The sequence below is a fragment of the Bacillus sp. FSL R7-0672 genome (assembly GCF_038601465.1).
Lineage (GTDB): Bacteria > Bacillota > Bacilli > Bacillales > Bacillaceae > Bacillus > Bacillus pumilus.
Window position 1 is genome coordinate 853,858 of record NZ_CP152010.1, and the last position, 20,891, is coordinate 874,748.

The following is a 20,891-nucleotide window of genomic DNA, read 5'->3' on the forward strand; positions in this document are numbered from 1 at the left end:
TCCTCTCACTATTTCCCATTTCTATAGACCCCTATCCAGTTATTATATCCACTACTCATGATTTCCTTTCAAGCTCATGATTGATCAACTCATTTTATTCATAGGGTCTTAAGGTGCAAATTTGTAGAAAATATTTGATCAGAAGCGGAGTGATTGATCTGACAGTATACAAATGATTTTTTTATCATTGTTGAAAATTAATTTTAGAAAAGGGTGGATGTATTGAAAAGAATATTGTCATTGGCTCTCATCGCGGTGTTAGTCATACAGTCTAGTATATTAGGAATCTTGCCTTTAGCAGGGGCACAAGCAAAAGAAAGCCAAGAAAACATTTATGGAGATATTGAGTTTGCTGACAGCGAAGGAAACAAGTTATCAAGCATGGAAGACCAGCAAGTCAGAAAGGCAATTGTCCATTGGTCGATAAAAGGAATGGATCTAATAAAGCAACATCCCTATGTTCTCTCTCTTCCTTCAGCCATACAGGTAGAGAAGGAGCAGAAAGAACCCATTACTGTGGGTGACATACTTGTTGGTGAGTATACCGTTTCAAAACAAAATGAAGTAACGGTCATATTTAAAGAAGATGTTGAGCTTGATCCAAATTTAGAAGGATCAATAGACATCGATGTCACCAGTATAGCTGAGCCAAAAGAGAAAACAAAGCAAAAAGAGCGTGAAGAAAGCCTTCCAAAAGATGACTCAACCTCATCTGAAAAAAACGATAAGAATCAAGAAGCCGCTCAAACGAAACAAAGTGATGAAGATGAATTACTAAAAAACAAAGTGAGCGTATCTAAGCGTGTAGGGCTGCAAAGTGTTTCAAAACAAATGCAGATACAAGAAAATCTTCTCACTGATGCGAAATTAATTTTTGAAGATCAAGAAGGAAATTCAATTGATAAGCCTGACATCAACTCGCTTATTTCCATTAACTATGAGTGGGCGATCCCAAATGGTCATAGTTATAATGGCGGGGATAAATTCCATTTCAAGGTTCCAGAGGAATTAGTGATTTATGAAAAAATCGATCGTCTCGAGATGAAATTTAATCAGGCAACCATTGGTTATTTTTCTGTAGATGAGAGCGGAAATGCCTCCATCGAATTCACTGATTTTATCAAACAATTTTCAAATATCCATGGAACACTTCAAGTGTGGACGCAATTAGATCAAAAAACAGTCATTACTGAAGAAAAAGAAGTGGTCATTACCCCGATTGAAGGCAAAGATACGATATCGATCCCGATTCAATACATTCCAAATGGTCCAAACGTCTCTAAAAAGGGAGAACCAAATCGATCTTACAATGCTGAAACCATTCAATGGACAGTCGATTTTAATATGGACTTAGACGATGTGAAACAAGCGAGACTTTTAGATCCGATTCAAGAAGGTCAAGCGTTAAAGAAAGATTCAATCAAGCTTTATCGTGTTGATACAAAGCTAAATGGTGAAACATCGCTTGGTCAGCTGCTTGACGAAAACCACTACACAATTGGCCAAACAGCAGATGGTCAAGATTTCACGATTGAATTTAAAGATGACGTGCATCTAGCTTACCGTTTAATGTATGAAACGGACATTACGAATCAAGATCAGTCTGCGTTTCGTAATAAAGCATCCCTTATCTCTGCTGATAAAGTGATTAGTTCAGCAGAAGGAACCGTGAATGTGACAAGAGGCAGCCCTTTAAATAAAAAAGCCGCCCACTACGATCCAGTCACACAAACGATTACTTGGGAAATTCGGTATAACTATAACGAAAAAAAGCTGGCTCAAAAGGATGCTTTGATAGAAGACTTCTTTAACGGCACACAGGCGCTAATATCTGACTCAATTCAAGTCAAAGAAGTCACAATTGATCAGAACGGCAACGAAGCAGGAACAAAAGCATTTGAAAATTACGTGGTTCAACCTCAAAAAAAGGATGAACAAAACGGGTTTACCTTGCAATTCAATCAAGATATTCAATCGGCTTATCTCATCACATATCAAACAAAAGCAACCGAGCGGATTTTTGAAGCAGAAGAGATTATCAATACTGTAACAACTGGCAAAGAGAGCAAACAAGGGAAGCAAAGAATTGACCAACAAATCCTAACGAAAAATCATGGAACACCGAATTACAAGAACAAGACCATTCCATGGCGTATCACCTTCAACAAAGATCAACAAACCATGAACAACGTGATATTAAAAGATACGTTTACAAACGAAGGATTGACGCTGCAAAAAGATAGTTTAAAAGTGACGACAGGTAATACAGTGCTTGAAGAAGGCACAGATTATCAAATAGTTGAACATGCAAATGGATTTGATATTCAATTTACGAAAGAAATTAAGACAGAACATACCGTCACATATACAACGTCTTTTGATTATGAAAAAAGAGCAGATAAAGATCAAAAGAACCTGCGTAATCATGTAAAGCTTGAATGGATAAATGAAGATGGCAAGGATTTGACGAAGGAAAATCAATCTGTCTTCACGCCTGACACATACACACAGTCAAATGGGTTCAAGAACGGAACCTATGATGCAAAGAAAAAAGAGATCACATGGAATATCGGTGTGAACTATAACTTGAAACATTTAGAAGAGGCGAAAATCGAGGATTTCATTCAAGGAAATCAGCGTTTGCTTAAAGATTCAATCACCATCTACTCGCTTGATTTACAAGGCGGGGAAAATGGAGCGGAAGAAAAAGAGGTATTAGCGAAAGAACATTATGACATCAAATTCCTTGAAAATGAAAAAGGAGAATCAGGCTTCGAAGTCATTTTCAAAAAAACCATTGATTCCCCGTACAAAATCACGTATCAAACAAGTGTTGAAGGAATGGATTTAGTACAGAAAACCTACGAAAATAAAGCGACTCTTTATGATGGGAAGACGAAAGAATCAGACGTGAATGCTGTGGTGTCCATTCCAAATGGGGGGAAATACACGAGCAAATCAGGAAATCAACAAGGGAAGGTCATTGATTGGAAACTGAATATCAACTTTGGTCAATCAACAGTCCAAGATGCGACGATTATAGACCATCCGAGCAGTAACCAAGCCATAATAGAAAACTCATTTCATCTGTATTCAACGACAATAGATGAAAAGGGGCAAGTGACCAAAAAGGAAGAGCTGGAAAAAGGGAAGGATTATGAACTAGACCTTGAATTCGATCCAGATTCTTTTCAAATCAAATTTAAAGAAGAAATCACGAGACCATATATTTTAGAATACCAATCTCTCATTTTAGATAAGGTGGGAAGTACACTTCAAAACGAAGTAACGTTTAGAGGTGAAAATGTAAAAGAAATCAAAAAGGAATCCGAAGCCTCAATTGTAGTCAAACGCACCGCTGGCATGGGAGATGGCACAGGAGCGATTGGCGCTTTAACCATTAATAAGGTAGATGAGAGTAGTGGAAAAGCGCTAAAAGGAGCAAGCTTTTCTCTGACAGATGCGGCGAGCGGTATCGTCATTGGAACAAAGACAACAGATGAAGAAGGAGCTCTTCGATTTGATCGTCTTCTGTATGGTGACTATATCGTGAAAGAAGAGAAAGCACCTGATGGTTATATTAAGACGAAGGAACCAATCAATGTAACGATTGATCAGCCCTACGAATCAGGGGATCAAGCGAAAACAGGAAATAGCATGACGGTGCAGAACCAAGAAATCCGTCAGCATGTCAAGTTAACGAAAAAAGACAAAGAGACGGGTGCGGTATTAGAGAATGCAGAATTTGAACTAAAAAATGAATCTGGAGATACCGTCCAAACCCATTTGAAAACGGACGAAAAAGGAGAAATCCTTTTCAAACATCTTGAGCCAGGTTCCTATTATTTTGTTGAGACAAACGCACCGAAAGGCTATCAATTAAATCAGCAAAAATGGCCGTTCACAATCAAAGAAAATCAAACAGAAACAACGATTGTAACTGCAGTAAATGACATCATCAAAGGCTCTGCTGAATTGAGCAAAATAGGTGAAGGCGGAGAGAGACTAGAAGGTGCACAGTTCAAGCTCTTAGATCAAGACGGGCATGAGCTAAATGGTTCGCTTGTCACAGGAGAAAATGGCAATATCACGATAAACGAACTAAGACCGGGTACGTATCAGCTCATTGAAACAAAAGCACCTGATGGTTATGTATTAGATGAAACACCAATCAAATTTGAAGTACCACTCGATCCAACAGAACCAGTCATCATTTCACAAAAGAACCTATATGAAACAAGTGCATTAGAAGTGATGAAAGAAGGGGAAGATGGTAAGAAGCTTCAAGGTGTTCGATTTGAAATCACGGATCAAAATGACGAAGTTGTACGTAAAGATTTGACAACAGATGAAGATGGGAAGCTTTTGGTCGATAACCTCAACCCGGGCAAATATCAGCTCGCGGAGACAGAGAGTATTGATGGTTATCAAAAGAAAAATAAACCTTATCCGTTTACCATCGAAATCGCACAAAAAACACCGACAGAGATCAAAGTGATCAATGATCTCAAAACTGGAGCTGTCCAGCTCACGAAGCTTGGTGAAAAGAATGAAGCGCTTGAAGGAGCAGAATTCAAGCTTGTAGATGCAAATGGAAAAGAGATGAAAACAGGTCTCGTCACTGATCAGAACGGGGAAATCATCGTCAACGATCTTAAACCTGGAACCTATCAGTTTGTTGAAACGAAGGCTCCATTCGGTCACGAGCTTGACGAAACACCTGTCACTTTTGCTATTCCATTTAACCCTCAGAAGCTGGTCAGTGTGACAAAAGAAAATGGCCGCACAACAGGCGGAGTGCTGTTACACAAAAAAGGCGAAGATGGGAAATCATTAGAAGGGGTTGTCTTTGATCTATCTGATGCCAAAGGAAAGATAGTGGCAGGAGGAGAAGGGATTACAACCAATCAGGATGGAAAAATCACCTTCACAGGTCTAAAACCTGGAACCTATCAATTTGTTGAAAGAAAGAGTCTTGAAGGCTATGAATTGAGTGCGAAACCACTTGTCTTTCAAGTTGAATTAGGTCAAAAAGAATTGATTCAAGTGGAGGCCATCAATCAGCTCAAGAAAGGTTCTGTAGAACTAACAAAAATAGGGGAAGAAAAAGAAAGATTGAAAGGCGCAGAATTTACACTTTTCAATGACGATGGTAAAGAATTGATGTCAGGTTTAACAACCAACGAGAAAGGCATCATCACTGTCAACGATTTGAAACCAGGCGCTTACCAATTGGTTGAAACGAAGGCTCCTTTTGGACATAAACTTGATGCAGAACCAGTAGACTTTAAGATTGATTTCAATCCAAATCAACTGGTAAAAGTGACAAAAGAAAATATTCGGACGACAAGTGCTGTGAAGCTTCAGAAAAAAGGGGAGGATGGTCAGTTGCTCGCTGGCGTGACCTTTGACCTGATTGATGCGCACGATCAGCGTGTGAAGAAAGACTTAAAGACAGACAAAAACGGTCAACTGACAGTCGATCAACTGAAGCCAGGAACCTATCAATTTGTCGAAACAGCAAGCATTGCCGGCTATGAATTGGATCAGACACCTGTCTCATTTACGATCCGTTTAGGTCAAGACAAACCAGCAAAAGTAGAAATGATCAACAAACTGACGCCGGGAGCAGTGGAACTGACCAAAGTGGATGATGAGGGACATACGCTCGAAAATGCAAAGTTTGCTCTTCTGAGTAAAGAAGGGAAAACGTTGAAGAAATCACTTGTAACGGACCAGAAAGGAAAGCTTCGCATCAACGATCTAAAACCGGGAGAATATCAATTCGTTGAAACGAAAGCACCTCATGGCTATGAATTGGATCATAAGCCGATCCTGTTTACAATTGAGAAAAATCAGCAGAAGCCACTTCAATTAACAGCGAAGAATCACTTGATCTTAGGAAGTCTGCGTATCATAAAGGTAGACCAGCAGACAGATAGAACTTTAAAAGGTGCAGCCTTTGACATTCGTACAAAAGCCGGGAAAACCATAAAATCTGTGACAACAGGAAAAGACGGAGAAGCCATTGTCAAAGGGCTTAAACCTGGTGAATATACACTCACAGAGACGAAAGCTCCAAATGGTTATGTAGCTTTAAAGAAACCACTCGCTTTTACAATTCAAATGGGCGAAATGGAGATCAAGACAATGATTGTGAAAAATGCTCCAGTGAAGAATGAAGAGGACCACACGAATCCTCCAGCCTCACCTAAAGGGGATCAACATCCACCTCATGACTCAAACGGTGAACTGCCAAAGACTGGAGAAGAATGGCTGCGTTATATGATGTATGCAGGGATTTTACTAGTAGTTTCTGGAACTGTTCTTCTTGTTCTTAGAAGAAGAACCATTCAGTAAAAGGAAGGAACGAGTGTATTGATGAAAAAAAGAACCTTATTAGGCAGCTTTTTGGTGGTCGCGGGGCTAATGCTCATCTCCGTTCCTTTTATATATGAGTGGCGAACTTCTCAAGAGACAGCAGCAATGGAACAGGCATTAAAGATGATTGAAGAAAATGACAGTGATGCCCTTTCTTCTATTCCACATCTAACTGTGTCAGAAGAAGACCTTCGAGATGTGATGGAGCTAGAGATCCCGTCAATTGATTTAAACGAAAAAGTGCTTCCTGTTACATCAAAAGAAAATTTAGGTATTGCACTGACTCAGATCAAATCTCATCAAATGCCAGGTGAAGGGAATTTCACGATTGCAGGGCATAGAGGGTATAGAGGTGATCGGCTTTTCAGGCAGCTGCCAGAGGTGCCGAAAGGAGAAAAAGTCGTCTTACATCATCAAGCTGAAACATATGAATACAAAATTGTCAGCTCAGCTACGATTGAACCGACGGATGTTGATGTACTAAAGGATCGTGGGGAAAATGAACTGACATTGATCACTTGTACTCTTGATGGTCAGAAACGATTTGTCTTAAAAGGAATACGAATCAATGCTTCAAAGGGTGAGCAACCGTCGGATGTATAACATCAACATAATAGATGATGGGTACAATGGAAGAGCAGCGTGGACGACCGACATGTTACACCAAATGTTATCAGAGCATTATCCAACATTAAAAAACGAACGTTGGGATGTTGATGTAGATACAATTCGGACTTCGCCTATTCTTCATCCTATATTGAAAAAAAAGCTTCCAATTGGTATCGAAAAATTCACCTGTGTTTTGTTCACGCAGCAGACAGCAGCTTTTGGAGAACCTTTAATTGTGTACTTTTTATTAGATGAAAAAGGCGAATCGATTTACGCAATGGATCTCTTGCTCGAGCAGCAAGATACCCATTAAACGAGAAATGAAAAAGGAAGGGGCTTTGACTCCCTTCCTTTTTTGTTATTCAATTACGCAAATAACTTCAGCCCAACGACGCCAATCACAATCAGCAGCAAGCTGAGTATACGAATCATGTTTTTCGGCTCTTTAAATAGAATCATATTAAACAAGACAGAGCCCGCCGTCCCAAGTCCAATCCAGACCGTATAGGCAACGGATACTTGAACGGAAGAGAACGAGGCGTATAAAAACAAAAAGGATAAGGCAAATCCGCCGACAAATAAAATGCCTGTCGTGATTTGCTTTTTTTTACTAAACATATTGAGACCAATGGTTCCGCCGATTTCGCAGGCAGAGGCTAATAGTACAAAAAACCAACCCATTTATACCGCTTCTCCTTTCTGTTCATGTGCATCTCCATCAGACACTTTTAGTCCAATAATGCCGAGAATTAAAATGCCCATAAATAAGAGCTTTTCTAATGAAAACGAACCGCCGAACAGCGCGTAATCCATCAAAGACGTACCAATCGTTCCAACTCCGGCAAACACGGCGTACACGGTCCCTGTCGGCAGCTTCTCGCAGGCTTTCATTAAAAAATAAAAATCAACCGGGATCAGGCAGATAATGATCGCCCACTCCCACACCGCATCAGCTCTATTTAAACCAAACACCCAAAGTAATTCGAATAAACAAGTGAGTGCGACATACATCCAGCTTTTTTTCATCGTATTTCCTCCTAAAACTTAAAACTGACGATTCGTCATTTTAAAACCAAAAAAGAGCGTACAGCAAGTGCTGTACTAAGTTAAGGTGTCTCTATGCCAAGTGCGTAAAGAAGAAATTGCTTTACCTCTAGCTTTTGAATCAGAACCTCTTCTGTATCTGTTTCTGTAAATAAGTACATTTGTTCAGCAGACGATTCAAGTAAACCGATAATGAATTTGGCTGCATATTGACAGTTCAAATTCGCACGGACTCTTTTGTCCTGCTTAGCTTTTTCTAAAAAAGCAGCGACCCATTTGTAAATCGGCTCATAAATATCTTCCCATTCCTTTAAATGCTCCGTGGCAGCTAAGCCTGAGTAGGTCAGAGCAAGGACGTCACGGTATTGTCTTGTAAAAGAGAAGATGAATTCAACAAGCGCATCTGCTTGATCGAGGACATCCGCATGCTGAGTCAATTCCTTTTCAATAGCTGGGACCATCTGCGAGATCAGATGTTCTGCGATAGCAGGCATGACAGACAGCTTTGAAGGAAAATATAGATAGTATGTTCCTTGCGCCACTCCTGCTACTTTCACAATATCCGAAATGGTCGTCTTTTCGATTCCTTTTTCTTTAAACGCGTCAATGGCAGCAAGCATAATCTTTTCTCGTTTCGACACATCATCACCGACCTTAAATGACTGAATGTCAGTCAGTTTAGCGGAAAACTGACGATTTGTCAATATGGGTGTCTCGTTATTGAATAGGAGAATAAGTGATGAATAGATGCGGGCAGGCCTGAATAAGCTGTAAATATGGTCAAGCATCATGTGAGAAAGGGGCAGCTCTCCGTATGACATTCAGTGCGATGTTTTCCATTGCCTATTTTCTCTTGCTCGTCCCGCTCTATTTACATATGAGATACAGACAGGCGAAAAAGCAAAAACGATTTATCTATTTACGAACAGAAATCGTTCTTGCCTGTCTGTTTATTTATACGAATGTTTTATTGTATTTGACGGTCTTTCCTAATCGTTTTTCCGCACCAAGGGATCAGGTGAGTGTCAACCTCATGCCTTTGCAGTCCATTTATCAAAATCTCCATGCCTATCATCACGGCTATCCCAATCTTGTTTTTTTAAATTTGGCAGGGAACATTTTGTTATTTGTGCCACTTGGTTTTTTTCTCTATCAAGCATTCCGAACCATGTGCTGGCAAAAGGCGATTCTTGCTGGCTTTTTCTTGTCAACCATGATTGAAGTGCTTCAATGGGTATTCTCGCAATCTGGTATGATTACAAGAAGCAGCGATATAGATGATATTCTCTTAAATACACTCGGCACAGCGCTAGGTTGTATGTTGTATCGAATGTATCGACGAAGGAAGGAGAAAATCAAGTGAAGCGAGTATGTATCATTCCATGTGGGGCGAAGAAAATTTGGGACGTCCATCCAGAAGCAGGGAGCCAGCCGGCGAACCTCGTTTATTTAAGTCCACTGCATCAGCGTACGAAAAGCTATGCCCAAACGTTCTTTTCAGACTGGCTGATCATATCAGCGAAGCATGGATTCTTAAAAGAAGATGAAATCATTCATGAAAATTATGATGTGGCTTTTGGTACACCGCATGCTGATCAGATGACAAGAGAAGCACTAAGTGAGCAATTTCATGAAAAACATCTCACTGCATATGATGAACTAGTGATACTAGGTGGAAAGAAATATCGAAAGGTGATCGATCCTTTATTACTTCCTCATCAAACAGCGATTTATCCGCTAGCTCCATATAAAGGAATTGGCTATATGCTTCAGGCATTAAAGCAAGCCGTTGAGACAAAAGTAGAACTTCCGCCGCATATTTAACGTATTCACATCTACCGGTAAGCAGGGTTTTGATCATTAAAAAGAGAATGAATGAAGTAGCGATGCTGATTGTTTCATATCTTTTCAGCAGCCACTTGGATGTCCGCATCGCTTATAAAAGTGGCTATATGAACAAGGGGGCGTATGAACATGACAACCATCTATTTAGCTGGTGATTCAACCGTTGCATCTTACCCGGATCGTCCTGTTCAAGGAGGATGGGGAGAGTTTTTACATCGCTATACAGCGCAAGGCGTGAGCGTCGACAACCGCGCAATCGGTGGAAGAAGCTCAAAAACATTCATTGAAGAAGGACGGCTTGATAAAATATTGGCTGACATTCAGCCTGGGGACTGGCTGCTTACACAAATGGGGCACAATGATGCTTCAACGGAGAAGCCTGAACGGCATACAGACCCTTTCACGACGTATAAAAGCTATTTGTCTCAATATATTCACGGAGCAAGAGCGAAAGGCGCTACACCTCTTTTATTAACGCCAGTCGGCCGCTTTCATGAAAAAGACGGAGAATATATCAATGATTTCCCTGATTACTGTGCCGCTATGAAAGAACTAGCTGATGAAGAAGAAGTCCTTCTTGTTGATTTAAATACGGCAAGCCTTCAATTTTATCAAATTTCCGGCATAGAGAAAACGACTTCTTACTTTATGCTGTCAACAGGCGTAGAGGATCGCACGCACTTTACAAAAGAAGGAGCAGATGCGATTGCAAGACTTGTTTCGCTTGAATTAAAAGACCTTGGATTAACGATTGTGTGATGGATGACAGGACGAGAAAGCGCTCGTCCTGTTCTTTTTTTGCAGAAAGCTATTGATTCCCTTCACCAGAGTAGACTACAATAGGTACATATGATAATGAGAATCAATATCACTTATAAATAGATCAATCGATGAAAAACTGGAGGGACTCAAATGACAGATCAGCTTGAATTGTTTGACGTCACCATTATTGGCGGCGGTCCAGCAGGAATGTACACCGCCTTTTATAGTGGGATGCGGGATTTAAAGACGAAGGTACTGGAGTATAACGAAAGCCTTGGCGGGAAAATCCTACTGTATCCTGAAAAGGTCATTTGGGATGTAGGCGGATTAGTGCCGACAAGAGGAGAGCAATTGATTAAACAGCTTGAACAGCAAGCCAAAACATTTGAACCTGTCATTGCATTAAATCAAAAAATAACAGACTTTCATCGCTTAGAAGATGGAAATATATTGATTTCGTCCGAAAATGGTGATCGTCATTTAACCAAAACCTTGATTCTGGCAATGGGGCATGGTATTCCAGTTCAAAGAAAGCTGGAGGTTGAAAATGCAGATCGCTATGAAGTAACAAACCTTTATTATACGGTTCAGGAGCTCAAAACCTTCGCTGGAAAAAGAGTCGTCATCTCTGGGGGCGGCGATTCTGCGGTGGATTGGGCAAATGCCCTTGTGCCAATTGCGAAAAGTGTCACTGTTATACACCGCAGAGATATGTTTGGTGGTCATGAAAAAAACGTGGCGAATATGAAAGCTTCAAGTGCACGTATTTTAACCCCACATGAATTAACTGACCTACATGGTAACGGAAAAGAAATCGAAGCTGTCACTGTTCAGCATTTAGAAACAGGTGAAAAAGAACGTATTGAAACAGACGCAGTCATTGTCAACCATGGCATGAAAGGCGATTTAAGTGTTCTTGCAGAATGGGGATTAAAGCAAGGTGAATGGGGGCTCATTGAAGTGAATGAGCAGATGGAGACCAATTTACCAGGTGTGTATGCAGTAGGTGATTTATGTACACATAAAAGCAAGGTCCGCTTGATTGCAGGAACGTTTGTAGATGGTGTGAACGCACTAAATAGTGCGAAATTATATATCGAACCAGATGCGGAGAAAGTGGCGTATGTATCTTCTCATAATGAACGTTTTAAGGAAAAAAACAAAGAATTGCTGGCAGCCGGTGCGGATCGCTAAAAAAAACAAAACAAGAAGGGTGGTGCCGCAACGGCATCACCTTTTTTATGGCTGAAAGGAGGTATCTGAAGATGAACGCACAAATGGAAACGATGCTACATGTGAAAAAGAAAATTCAGATGTGTCTGAAAGCAAAACAAACGAACAGATGGCAGACAAAATCTCCAAGCGTTTTAACAGCTGATGATACCGTTGTCATTCAGCTAGAAGGAATGGAGTACGAGCTTGACGGTGGGGATAGCCTGTTTATACGATCTCACATCCCTGTTGTCATCCGTTCTTTATCTAATCAGCAAGTCACAATTTTTGCTGTTTCATTTGAACATTACATGCTCACAAATGATGCTGATGATGAATTAATTTATAAAATCAATTATGATACCCTGCCTGATAACGGGCAAGTGGTGATGGGCTCACCGGTATTATTTCATCATATTAAACGTTTAAGTGATCCCTCTTATTCAGAAAGTAGCCAAGTGAAGCTACTAAAGCTAGTACTGCAAATATTTCAGCAACAAAATGAGAAAACAACTCATGCTGATCATTATTCAATTCAAATGATTCTTCAATACATTGCAGAGCATTACCAACAAGAACTAACCCGTAAGGACTTAGCACATAAAATGGGCTTTAATGAAAGCTATTTCTCAACTTTTTTTAAGAAAAGCGTTGGGATGAGTGTTACAGATTATATTGCACAAATTCGAATAGATGAAGCAAAAAAGCTATTGTTCAAAACCGATGAACAGGTTCAGGCGATTGCACAAAGAGTAGGCTATACTGATAGCCTCTATTTCAGCAGAAAGTTTCGTCAAAAAACGGGCAGATCGCCTAGTCAGTATCGACTGAGTCGCCAACCAAAACGAATTGCCGCTTTTCAATTTGTAGGCTCTCTGCTTGCGCTCGGAGTGAAACCAATTTGCATGGAAGAAGATATTGCTCTTTATTCAGATCTGCTTCAAGGTCAACTCAGTGATGTCTTCGTCATTCATGAACATACACCTGACGACGTTTTGAAGGACATGAACTTAGACCTCATTTTAATGCCTGATTATTTCTATACAAACATAGAATGGATGAAACGTATGGAGAAATTCGCTCCTGTGCTTGTTTTTCCATATAGTCGCCTGAGTCCTGTAGAGGAGGTACTTTGTTTAGGTAGCCTCATCGGAAGGAGCGAAGAAGCAAAGCAATGGGTGGAGCGTTATGAGAAGCAAGCACAGAAGGAAAGAGCTCGCTTGACGCCATTTTTGAAAAAAAAGGAAACGGTTGCTTTATATGAAGTAAGGGGACATGACAAGGTGTATATGTGGTCTTTTCATGCGAGAGGAGCAATCAACCTATATAAAACGTTGGGGTTGAAGCCCCCTGAAGCCATTCAAGAGGAGGTGCTGAAACCGGATAAACATGTTGTGATTCCGCTTGAGCGTTTAGCAGATTATGCAGCAGATCATATGTTTTTTATTGTGGCTGTTCGAAATGGATGGTACAGACATATGGACAAACGTATGATGGAAAGTGATGTCCTGCGTAATTTACCCGCAGTGCAAAATGATACATTCTACCTGTTAAAACTAGAAGAATTTAGATTTGGTGAAGGGGAACGAGCGATAGAAATCATGAAACGATTCTCTCAATTTTTAATAAAAGAATAAGAGTTTCTAACAATTGTCCATAAACAAGTTATGACGATTATCCATAGACCGATAGACAAGCGGTTGATAGAATACGAGAGACAAATAAATGATAATGATTCTCAATGATTCATCATGATATGGAGGAGAAAAGTATGAAAAAACAAGGCATATTTCTTAGTTTAATGACTTTAGTGTTGTTATTCGCACTAGCAGCCTGCGGTCAAAAGGAAGAAAGTAAAAAAGCCGAAGAAAAAACAAAAACGGTTGACACAGTGAAAGGCAAGGTCGAGATTCCAGCAAATCCAAAGCGTATTCTCGTAGATGGGTATTTGGGTAGTGCTGTTGCACTAGGGGTAAAACCGGTTGGTGCCACAACACAAGATTTAAAAAACATACATCTCAAAGGCAAAGTGGATGGTGTGGCAGACATTAGTGATGAACGCTCCGCCGAAAAGGTGGCAAGCTTAAAACCAGACCTCATCATTTCAGCTGTAGACGATGAAAAGGTACTTGACGTCTACAGAAAGATTGCCCCAACGATTGTTTATCCGTTCGGTGTATTTAAAGATTCACAAGAAGAGATCACTACATTAGCCGGCATCTTGAATAAAGAAGAAGAAGGAAAAGCGTTTTTGAAAAAATTTGATCAACGTATGGAAGCTGCTAGAAAGAAAGTGAAAACAGTCATCAAAGAAGGCGAAACAGTGTCAATCTTGGGTGCATTTAGAAATGATGTCTATGTGTATGGGAATGGTATCTATCGAGGTGGACAAGCACTTTACGAACAATTGCAGCTTCAGCCGCCAAAAGAGGTTGCAGACACTATTTTAAATGGAAAGTCAGGATTAGAACAAATTTCATATGAAGTGCTACCAAAGTATGCAGGTGACTATATATTTGTTGATGAAGCCAACGGAGGAACATTCGATAAGAGCAATTCAATATGGAAAAGCTTAAAAGCAGTGAAAAAGAATCAAGTACACGACTTGGATATTACGTATTTCTGGCCATTTGATCCAATAGCTATCGCCAATCAAGCAGAAAAATACGTTGAGATATTGACAGAATTATCTCAGAAGTAAGGGGGCTGCTTTTTGTTAAAACGATTTTTCTCCTATTATAAGCCATATATGGGGCTGTTTATATTAGATTTTTCCTGTGCCGTCATAGCGGCACTACTTGAATTATCATTTCCACTTGCGATCAGTATGGTTGTAGATGACCTGCTCCCAAACAGAAACTGGGAAATGATTCTCATCTGGAGTGGAATTTTACTGGCAGTCTATGTCGTCAGCTCAGCGATGAATTATGTGGTGACATATTTTGGACATAAGCTAGGTATCAATATTGAAACAGATATGAGAAGTCAGCTATTCACCCACGTACAAAAAATGTCTTTTCGATTCTTTGATCAAAAGAAAACAGGAAAGCTTGTTTCACGCATGACAAACGATTTAATGGATATTGGTGAAATCGCTCACCACGGTCCTGAAGATTTATTTATTGCAATGATGACTCTTACAGGTGCATTTGCCCTGATGCTATCAATTAATTGGCAGCTTGCCGTCCTCACGTTTCTCATTGTTCCATTCTTAATATGGCTCTCGGTTTATTTTACGAAGAAAATGTCGATTGCCTTTGATCACATGTTTTCAAGCATTGGTCGATTCAATGCTAGGGTTGAGAATAATGTGAGCGGAATTCGAGTAGTGAAGGCATTTGGGAATGAAACGCATGAGATTGATCGCTTTATTGAACACAATGAACAGTTTAAACAAACGAAATTAACCACATACAAAATGATGGCATTACACGCTTCGATTAGTCATCTGCTTATGAAGGGCGTCACCATCTTTGGCCTTGTATGCGGGACATGGTTTGTGATGCAAAAGAATATGACCTATGGTGAATTCATTTCATTCGTCCTGCTGTCTGGAATCTTTTTAGGACCCATTCAACAAATTAATTCAGTGATTGAGACGTATCCAAAGGGAGTCGCAGGCTTTAAGAGATTTGTTTCGCTCTTAGATCAAGCCCCAGACGAAAAGGACGTCCCTGATGCAATTCATGTCGATGGGCTAAAAGGTGAAATCACATTTCATGATGTCAGCTTTGGTTATGAGAAGGACAGTTTGATCCTTGAGCATATTAATCTGGAGATCAAACAAGGGGAAACGGTTGCCATAGTAGGTCCTTCCGGTGCTGGTAAATCCACGCTATGCAGTTTATTACCAAGGTTTTATGAATGGCAATCTGGAACCATTACGATAGACGGCATTGATAGTAGACAGATGAAGCTGTCTTCACTGCGCCAACAAATTGGAATAGTCCAACAAGACGTCTATTTATTTAATGGGAGCATTCGAGAGAACATTCTTTATGGAAAGCTTGATGCAACTGAGGATGAAATATGGCAGGCAGTTTCAAAAGCAGAGCTAAAAGAACTCGTCGAATCCCTGCCCGAAGGTCTTGAGACAATGATTGGTGAAAGAGGCGTCAAGCTGTCAGGTGGACAAAAGCAGCGTGTATCAATTGCACGTATTTTCCTGAAAAATCCCCCTATTTTAATACTGGATGAAGCAACCTCATCACTAGATACTGAAACAGAGGCTTCGATCCAACGATCACTAGAAGAGCTTTCAGAAGGTAGAACGACGCTAGTCATTGCGCATCGCCTTGCAACTATTCAACATGCAGATCGAATTGTTGTTGTGACAAAAGGTGGCATTGCAGAGCAAGGAAATCACAAAACATTACTAACGCAAAATGGCTTATATAAGCGCCTTTATGAAACACAATTCGGTGCATAAAAAGTTCATTAGGAGAAATGTGAAAGCCGGCAAAAGAGCGCCGGCTTTTTTCTCATGACATGTATTGCAATCTTTTTCTCTAGTTCTAGGGGCAAAGAGCATCATACTCACACCTATTAAACAAATAAGAGCGCCTACCCAATCGTACAAATCAGGCGTTTTTCGATCGACCCACCAGCTCCAAAACACAGCAAGAACCACAAACACACCGCCATATGCCGCATAAACCCGTCCGAAAGTCGGGAACTGCTAGAAGGTAGGAATGACCCCATAAGCGACGAGGATGAGGCTGCCGGCGATTCCGAAGCTGACCGGTTTGGCTTCACGCAGCCAAAGCCACACAAGATAGCCGCCGCCAATTTCTGCTATTCCTGCTAATAAAAAAAGAATGATCGTCAAAATTATGTAAGGACACTCCAATTCATTTCGTTACCTTCTATTATGACATGTTGAAAAAATGTGTTCTACTTCATTTGCATTGTGAGGGGGACGAGAGTTTGCTAGAATCAACTGAACAGAGAATGGAAACACATGGATTCTTGACTTTTCAGATAGAAGTGATCCAAATGGCCTTGCTTTTCGTACAGTAAGTACATTCTCATGAGGAGCACACTTCCTTTTTCGGCGCTCTTTTTTTCTCCTTGAAAAAAGAGTAAAGTACAAAGTAGGCTTATTTCAGCAAATCGAGTGATAAGCAATACGTGAAGGATTTCATGATGAATGCAGCATGCTCTTTCTCATGAAAAAGGAAGGAGATGACCATGGATACACTGAAAGATTCTGAGCTGTATCACAAGATCAAATTTGATCGTCACAAGCCTTCGCTTGAAGTGCTGTATGATCGCTATGAACGTGTGTTATATTCGTTTATTTATAAAATGACTGGAAGCCGTGAGCTTGCGGAGGAAGTGCTTCAAGAAGTCTTTATCAAGCTCTGGCGCGGCATAGGAGAATACCATACGGATAAAGGGAAATTCTCCTCGTGGTTATTCATGATGTCACGCAACACGGCCATTGATCTCCTAAGAAAGCACCGGAACGAAACGACACTAGAAGATGAGCATATTGAATATTTAGCCGATCATCAAGAAGATGTATCAAAGGAAGTTGAATGGAACGATGAAAAACAAATCATACGTGAAGCAGTATCTACATTGTCAAAAGAACAGCAAACCATCATAGAAGATGTCTATTTTAAAGGAATGACACAAAAAAGTATTGCTGAAAAGCTAGGCATCCCCATTGGAACGGTGAAGGGAAGGGTTCGATTGTCATTGAAGCACTTACGGACGAGACTGTCTCGCGGAGGAAAGGGGGAAGAGGCATGACTCAGTGTAAACATCAAGTGATTGATTATTTCAACGGGCATGTACAAGGAGAAGAAAAAGCACAATTTGAAGAGCACCTCAAGCACTGCTCAGCTTGCAAAGAAGAACTTGAAGAATTGACATCGCTCATGTCTGACATTCCATTTCTAGCAGGTGACCAAACACCTCCGGCAGGGATGAAAGACCGTATTTTATCCCAGGTGTTTGAAAAAGAGACAGTCGAAGAAAAGTATAGCCCTAGAAAAGAGCTCAAGGCAGCACGTGAACCAAACGAGATGAAACCACTGCAAAAGAAACGAAACCAGTGGCTCTTACCACTTGTGGCCGCACTGCTTCTCATTTCAGCAGCTGGAAACGTGTATTTCTTATCGAATGGAAAAGAACAGGCGGAAGAACCTGTCAGGGTTGTAGCGACAAAATCACTGGCATCAGCCGCATCACCAAAAACAACGGGTGCTTTCTCAGTGATTGAGCATAACGGCAAAAAAGAGTTGGTGGTGAGTGCAGACGGATTAAAGGATCAGATTGATTCATCTGCTGTTTATCAAGTATGGCTTATTAAAGGCGATCAGCCGGTGCCAGCCGGTGCCTTTAAAACAGATAACAAAGGAGAAGGAACCGTCACTTATGCGTTATCAGAAAAAGAAGCGAGTGAATCATGGGATACCGTGGCAGTCACCCTTGAACCAAAAAAGGATAACAAGCTGCCGCAAGGACCTGTCGTACTAAGCGCTGCATTTTAAATGTGATTCAGGAAGGGTGCCTTTGGGCATCCTTTTTTGATAGGTAAAAGGAACTTTTTGGTAGATCAGACGTAGTACTTATGGAGGTGAAACAGATGAAACCATACATAGAAAAAGAACTATTTCTCTTATCAGTGAGACACGCATGTATTGCATGTTATTTTTTAGTGTTTCCATTCGTTGCACAAGTCCTTTATACCCCATCACCTTTATTGATCGCCCTCATCGTTCTTTTTATGACTCATAACTTAGTAGAATGTACCATTTGGTTTTATAAATCGAGAAAGATCAGGAAGCGCCAGTCTGGGGATCTATCGAAACGAGGACATATCTTGACCCAGCTCATGCAAAGGCTGGAACAGTTGATCATGATCGGCTTTGTTGTTTTCTTTATCACGGAATGGACGCATGGAGCAGCTGATCACCTAACTCTTTTACTAGCTATTTTTCTATTAATGCTCTTTTCACTTCAGCATATCCAGTTTTATTACGTTCAGCTATTCTTTAAATCCAAAAGCTGGTTCTCCTAAGTTCCTTCATTGCAAAAGGCACGTCCTTCTTATATAGCGAGGGAGAGAAAGGCTTTGAAGAGTTCTTAATGTGCAATCACTCGTTTGATCTATCCATAAACATCAGAAAATTATGATAAAATGTGGAAAAGAAGCATATAGAAAGGGAGTGCGAACGAGTGAAAGCTGTTGGACTATTGGAGTACTTACCGATCGAGCATGAGCAAAGCTTGATGGATCAGGAAGTAGAAAAGCCTAAAGCAACGGGCAAGGATATACTGGTGAAGGTAGAGGCTGTGTCAGTGAATCCAGTTGATACGAAGGTGAGATCACCGAAGGATCAGAAGGAAGAAAAACTGAAAATTCTTGGCTACGATGCAAGCGGTACGGTTGTTGAAGTCGGCGAAGCGTGTACATTATTTCAGCCGGGTGACCACGTGTACTATGCGGGAGATATCACGCGTCAAGGCTCAAATAGTGAGTATCAGCTTGTGGATGAACGGATTGTGGCAAAAAAGCCTGCAAATCTTTCTTTTGCAGAAGCAGCTGCGATGCCTCTGACGACGATTACGGCATATGAAGCGTTATTTGACCGAATGCATATGAAGCGAAACGCAGAAGGGGCAACACTGCTCATCATCGGCGGTGCAGGCGGAGTAGGTTCTATCGCCATCCAACTAGCCAAATTAGCAAATGTCACTGTGATCGCCACCGCATCAAGACCTGAAACAAAAGAGTGGTGTCTGTCATTAGGTGCTGATCATATCATTGATCATCATGAGCCGCTTCTTGCGCAGCTTCAGGAAAAAGAAATAGGCGAAGTGGATTTCATTTTATGCCTAAATGATACAGACGGACACTTCAAAGGCATGGCAGAAGCCATAAAACCGCAAGGCACGATCTGTACCATTGTCGAGAATCAGCACAACTTAGACATTCAATTACTCAAAAATAAAAGTGCTGCATTTGTATGGGAGTTCATGTTCACACGCCCTATGTACAAAACAGCGGACATGATCAAACAGCATGAGCTTTTAACAGAGGCGGCTGAGTTATTTGAACAGGGGACATTGACGCATACATTAACAAAGGTTCTCAGTCCGATTAATGCTGCTCATTTGAAGCAGGCACATCAAACACTTGAGCAAGGAAAGATGATTGGCAAATTTGTACTAGAAGGATTTGAGAAAGGGGAGAGTGTATGACGTCATTACAATATCCGATTGGCTTATATGAACCGGCTGAAGAAAAAACAAAAGAACAGCTTGTGGCATGGATTGATCAGTTGGCTGCGATTCCTCAAGAATATGAAACGGTCACCAATCAATTGACAGATGCTCAGCTGGATACACCCTATCGGCCTGGAGGATGGACCGTCCGTCAGCTCATTCATCACGTAGCAGACAGCCATTTGAATGCATACTTACGATTCAAGCTTGCGCTCACAGAAGAAATACCGCACATTCGTCCATATGATCAGGCGGGATTCGCCGAGCTTCCAGATAGCAAAGCGCCCATCAGCCTATCGCTGCCCTTAATCAGCAGTCTGCATCGCAGGTGGGTTACATTACTTCGAGGGATGTCAGAGGAAGACTTCACTGCGTCTTATTATCACCCAGCCTATCAACAAACGGTGTCCTTATATGATGCAACAGGTATGTATGTCTGGCACTCAAAGCATCATCTTGCCCATATCACGGAATTAATCAAAAGAAATCAATGGAATTAAAGGAGTAGACACATGTCTGGTAGAAGAATTGTCGGCGCCATGTTTATCTGTATGGCGGCATTGTTTTATGTAGCGAAATATGTGCTTTTCGAGATACGTTATAGTAACAGCTTAGGCTCAGAAAGAACGTTTGAGGAACTTGAACAACTGCTGCCTGGCGGAACGTGGATCAGCATCATTTTTCTCATCATCGGTTTAGCCTATCTTTTATGGGATGACAGAGTCGTTCTTCAAAAAACCTTCATCCTCTCAGATAAACAAGTAGAAGAAGAACTAAAAAAGACGGATCTCAAGTGACCG

The 20,891-nt window shown here is 40.8% G+C and carries 19 protein-coding genes and 1 pseudogene; 16 read left to right on the forward strand and 4 right to left on the reverse strand.

What is annotated here, in order from left to right; all coding sequences use genetic code 11:
• The first annotated feature begins 213 nt into the window (after window positions 1-213).
• From MKY18_RS04030 to MKY18_RS04040, 3 genes are read left to right on the forward strand one after another with little or no spacing between them, the layout of a single operon-like run.
• Complete coding sequence (locus MKY18_RS04030; RefSeq protein WP_342497742.1) at window positions 214-6,360, forward strand: SpaA isopeptide-forming pilin-related protein; 6,147 nt, start codon at window positions 214-216, stop codon at window positions 6,358-6,360.
• A gap of 21 nt (window positions 6,361-6,381) precedes the next feature.
• Complete coding sequence (locus tag MKY18_RS04035; protein WP_044139755.1) at window positions 6,382-6,984, forward strand: class D sortase; 603 nt, start codon at window positions 6,382-6,384, stop codon at window positions 6,982-6,984.
• Window positions 6,977-7,303 (forward strand): hypothetical protein, encoded by a 327-nt coding sequence (locus MKY18_RS04040; RefSeq protein ID WP_044139713.1) that lies wholly within the window; start codon window positions 6,977-6,979, stop codon window positions 7,301-7,303. Before MKY18_RS04035 ends, MKY18_RS04040 begins: the two co-directional genes overlap by 8 nt.
• 53 nt (window positions 7,304-7,356) lie before the next feature.
• On the opposite strand, the gene MKY18_RS04045 is transcribed toward MKY18_RS04040, so the two are convergent.
• The 3 genes from MKY18_RS04045 to MKY18_RS04055 all read right to left on the reverse strand — a co-directional run bounded on the left by MKY18_RS04045 (window position 7,357) and on the right by MKY18_RS04055 (window position 8,654).
• The gene (locus MKY18_RS04045) at window positions 7,357-7,671 is read right to left on the reverse strand and encodes a multidrug efflux SMR transporter (protein ID WP_003217878.1); all 315 of its coding nucleotides are present in this window, start codon (window positions 7,669-7,671) and stop codon (window positions 7,357-7,359) included.
• Window positions 7,672-8,016, reverse strand: coding sequence for an SMR family transporter (locus MKY18_RS04050; RefSeq protein ID WP_003217798.1), 345 nt, complete (start codon window positions 8,014-8,016; stop codon window positions 7,672-7,674).
• An 80-nt stretch (window positions 8,017-8,096) separates the two neighbouring features.
• A complete protein-coding gene (locus MKY18_RS04055) occupies window positions 8,097-8,654 on the reverse strand; it encodes a TetR family transcriptional regulator (protein WP_065097478.1) in 558 nt (185 codons plus the stop codon).
• A gap of 194 nt (window positions 8,655-8,848) precedes the next feature.
• Here MKY18_RS04055 and MKY18_RS04060 point away from each other — a divergent pair, with 194 nt between their 5' ends.
• The 7 genes from MKY18_RS04060 (at window position 8,849) to MKY18_RS04090 (ending at window position 16,282) form a co-directional block, all read left to right on the forward strand.
• Window positions 8,849-9,397, forward strand: coding sequence for a VanZ family protein (locus MKY18_RS04060; RefSeq protein WP_126741117.1), 549 nt, complete (start codon window positions 8,849-8,851; stop codon window positions 9,395-9,397).
• A complete protein-coding gene (locus tag MKY18_RS04065; protein WP_065097467.1) occupies window positions 9,394-9,858 on the forward strand; it encodes a DUF6884 domain-containing protein in 465 nt (154 codons plus the stop codon). Before MKY18_RS04060 ends, MKY18_RS04065 begins: the two co-directional genes overlap by 4 nt.
• A 150-nt stretch (window positions 9,859-10,008) precedes the next feature.
• Window positions 10,009-10,638, forward strand: a complete 630-nt coding sequence (locus MKY18_RS04070; RefSeq protein WP_003217853.1) for a rhamnogalacturonan acetylesterase — start codon at window positions 10,009-10,011, stop codon at window positions 10,636-10,638.
• A gap of 153 nt (window positions 10,639-10,791) precedes the next feature.
• On the forward strand, window positions 10,792-11,835 hold the full coding sequence (locus MKY18_RS04075) for an NAD(P)/FAD-dependent oxidoreductase (RefSeq protein WP_065097466.1): 1,044 nt from the start codon (window positions 10,792-10,794) through the stop codon (window positions 11,833-11,835).
• 71 nt (window positions 11,836-11,906) lie between these two features.
• Complete coding sequence (locus tag MKY18_RS04080; protein ID WP_065097465.1) at window positions 11,907-13,490, forward strand: AraC family transcriptional regulator; 1,584 nt, start codon at window positions 11,907-11,909, stop codon at window positions 13,488-13,490.
• A 134-nt stretch (window positions 13,491-13,624) separates the two neighbouring features.
• Window positions 13,625-14,554: an ABC transporter substrate-binding protein gene (locus MKY18_RS04085; RefSeq protein ID WP_044139708.1), complete on the forward strand. Its 930-nt coding sequence runs from the start codon at window positions 13,625-13,627 to the stop codon at window positions 14,552-14,554.
• Window positions 14,555-14,566: 12 nt separating this feature from the next.
• Entirely contained in the window at window positions 14,567-16,282 is a 1,716-nt protein-coding gene (locus MKY18_RS04090; protein ID WP_113768305.1) for an ABC transporter ATP-binding protein, read from the forward strand.
• Between the two features lie 84 nt (window positions 16,283-16,366).
• Here MKY18_RS04090 and MKY18_RS04095 read toward each other — a convergent pair.
• Window positions 16,367-16,687, reverse strand: a pseudogene (locus MKY18_RS04095) (YnfA family protein); the annotation flags it as partial.
• A gap of 356 nt (window positions 16,688-17,043) precedes the next feature.
• Between MKY18_RS04095 and MKY18_RS04100 the strand changes: the two are divergent.
• The 6 genes from MKY18_RS04100 (at window position 17,044) to MKY18_RS04125 (ending at window position 20,888) form a co-directional block, all read left to right on the forward strand.
• Window positions 17,044-17,610, forward strand: a complete 567-nt coding sequence (locus MKY18_RS04100) for a sigma-70 family RNA polymerase sigma factor (RefSeq protein WP_342497743.1) — start codon at window positions 17,044-17,046, stop codon at window positions 17,608-17,610.
• Complete coding sequence (locus tag MKY18_RS04105; protein WP_342497744.1) at window positions 17,607-18,353, forward strand: anti-sigma factor; 747 nt, start codon at window positions 17,607-17,609, stop codon at window positions 18,351-18,353. Before MKY18_RS04100 ends, MKY18_RS04105 begins: the two co-directional genes overlap by 4 nt.
• 95 nt (window positions 18,354-18,448) lie before the next feature.
• Window positions 18,449-18,883, forward strand: a complete 435-nt coding sequence (locus MKY18_RS04110) for a hypothetical protein (RefSeq protein ID WP_342497745.1) — start codon at window positions 18,449-18,451, stop codon at window positions 18,881-18,883.
• A 158-nt stretch (window positions 18,884-19,041) separates the two neighbouring features.
• Window positions 19,042-20,067, forward strand: a complete 1,026-nt coding sequence (locus MKY18_RS04115) for a zinc-binding alcohol dehydrogenase family protein (protein ID WP_106067552.1) — start codon at window positions 19,042-19,044, stop codon at window positions 20,065-20,067.
• Window positions 20,064-20,591, forward strand: coding sequence for a YfiT family bacillithiol transferase (locus MKY18_RS04120; protein ID WP_044139700.1), 528 nt, complete (start codon window positions 20,064-20,066; stop codon window positions 20,589-20,591). The genes MKY18_RS04115 and MKY18_RS04120 overlap by 4 nt, the downstream gene beginning before the upstream one ends.
• Before the next feature lie 12 nt (window positions 20,592-20,603).
• Window positions 20,604-20,888, forward strand: coding sequence for a hypothetical protein (locus MKY18_RS04125; protein WP_106067550.1), 285 nt, complete (start codon window positions 20,604-20,606; stop codon window positions 20,886-20,888).
• Window positions 20,889-20,891 lie beyond the last annotated feature (3 nt).

Coding starts and splice junctions, on each gene's coding strand:
- MKY18_RS04035 (WP_044139755.1), top strand. CDS start 6,382: ATGAAAAAAAGAACCTTATTAGGCAGCTTTTTGGTGGTCGCGGGGCTA.
- MKY18_RS04040 (WP_044139713.1), top strand. CDS start 6,977: ATGTATAACATCAACATAATAGATGATGGGTACAATGGAAGAGCAGCG.
- MKY18_RS04045 (WP_003217878.1), bottom strand. CDS start 7,671: ATGGGTTGGTTTTTTGTACTATTAGCCTCTGCCTGCGAAATCGGCGGA.
- MKY18_RS04050 (WP_003217798.1), bottom strand. CDS start 8,016: ATGAAAAAAAGCTGGATGTATGTCGCACTCACTTGTTTATTCGAATTA.
- MKY18_RS04055 (WP_065097478.1), bottom strand. CDS start 8,654: ATGCTTGCTGCCATTGACGCGTTTAAAGAAAAAGGAATCGAAAAGACG.
- MKY18_RS04060 (WP_126741117.1), top strand. CDS start 8,849: ATGACATTCAGTGCGATGTTTTCCATTGCCTATTTTCTCTTGCTCGTC.
- MKY18_RS04070 (WP_003217853.1), top strand. CDS start 10,009: ATGACAACCATCTATTTAGCTGGTGATTCAACCGTTGCATCTTACCCG.
- MKY18_RS04075 (WP_065097466.1), top strand. CDS start 10,792: ATGACAGATCAGCTTGAATTGTTTGACGTCACCATTATTGGCGGCGGT.
- MKY18_RS04080 (WP_065097465.1), top strand. CDS start 11,907: ATGAACGCACAAATGGAAACGATGCTACATGTGAAAAAGAAAATTCAG.
- MKY18_RS04085 (WP_044139708.1), top strand. CDS start 13,625: ATGAAAAAACAAGGCATATTTCTTAGTTTAATGACTTTAGTGTTGTTA.
- MKY18_RS04100 (WP_342497743.1), top strand. CDS start 17,044: ATGGATACACTGAAAGATTCTGAGCTGTATCACAAGATCAAATTTGAT.
- MKY18_RS04105 (WP_342497744.1), top strand. CDS start 17,607: ATGACTCAGTGTAAACATCAAGTGATTGATTATTTCAACGGGCATGTA.
- MKY18_RS04110 (WP_342497745.1), top strand. CDS start 18,449: ATGAAACCATACATAGAAAAAGAACTATTTCTCTTATCAGTGAGACAC.
- MKY18_RS04120 (WP_044139700.1), top strand. CDS start 20,064: ATGACGTCATTACAATATCCGATTGGCTTATATGAACCGGCTGAAGAA.
- MKY18_RS04125 (WP_106067550.1), top strand. CDS start 20,604: ATGTCTGGTAGAAGAATTGTCGGCGCCATGTTTATCTGTATGGCGGCA.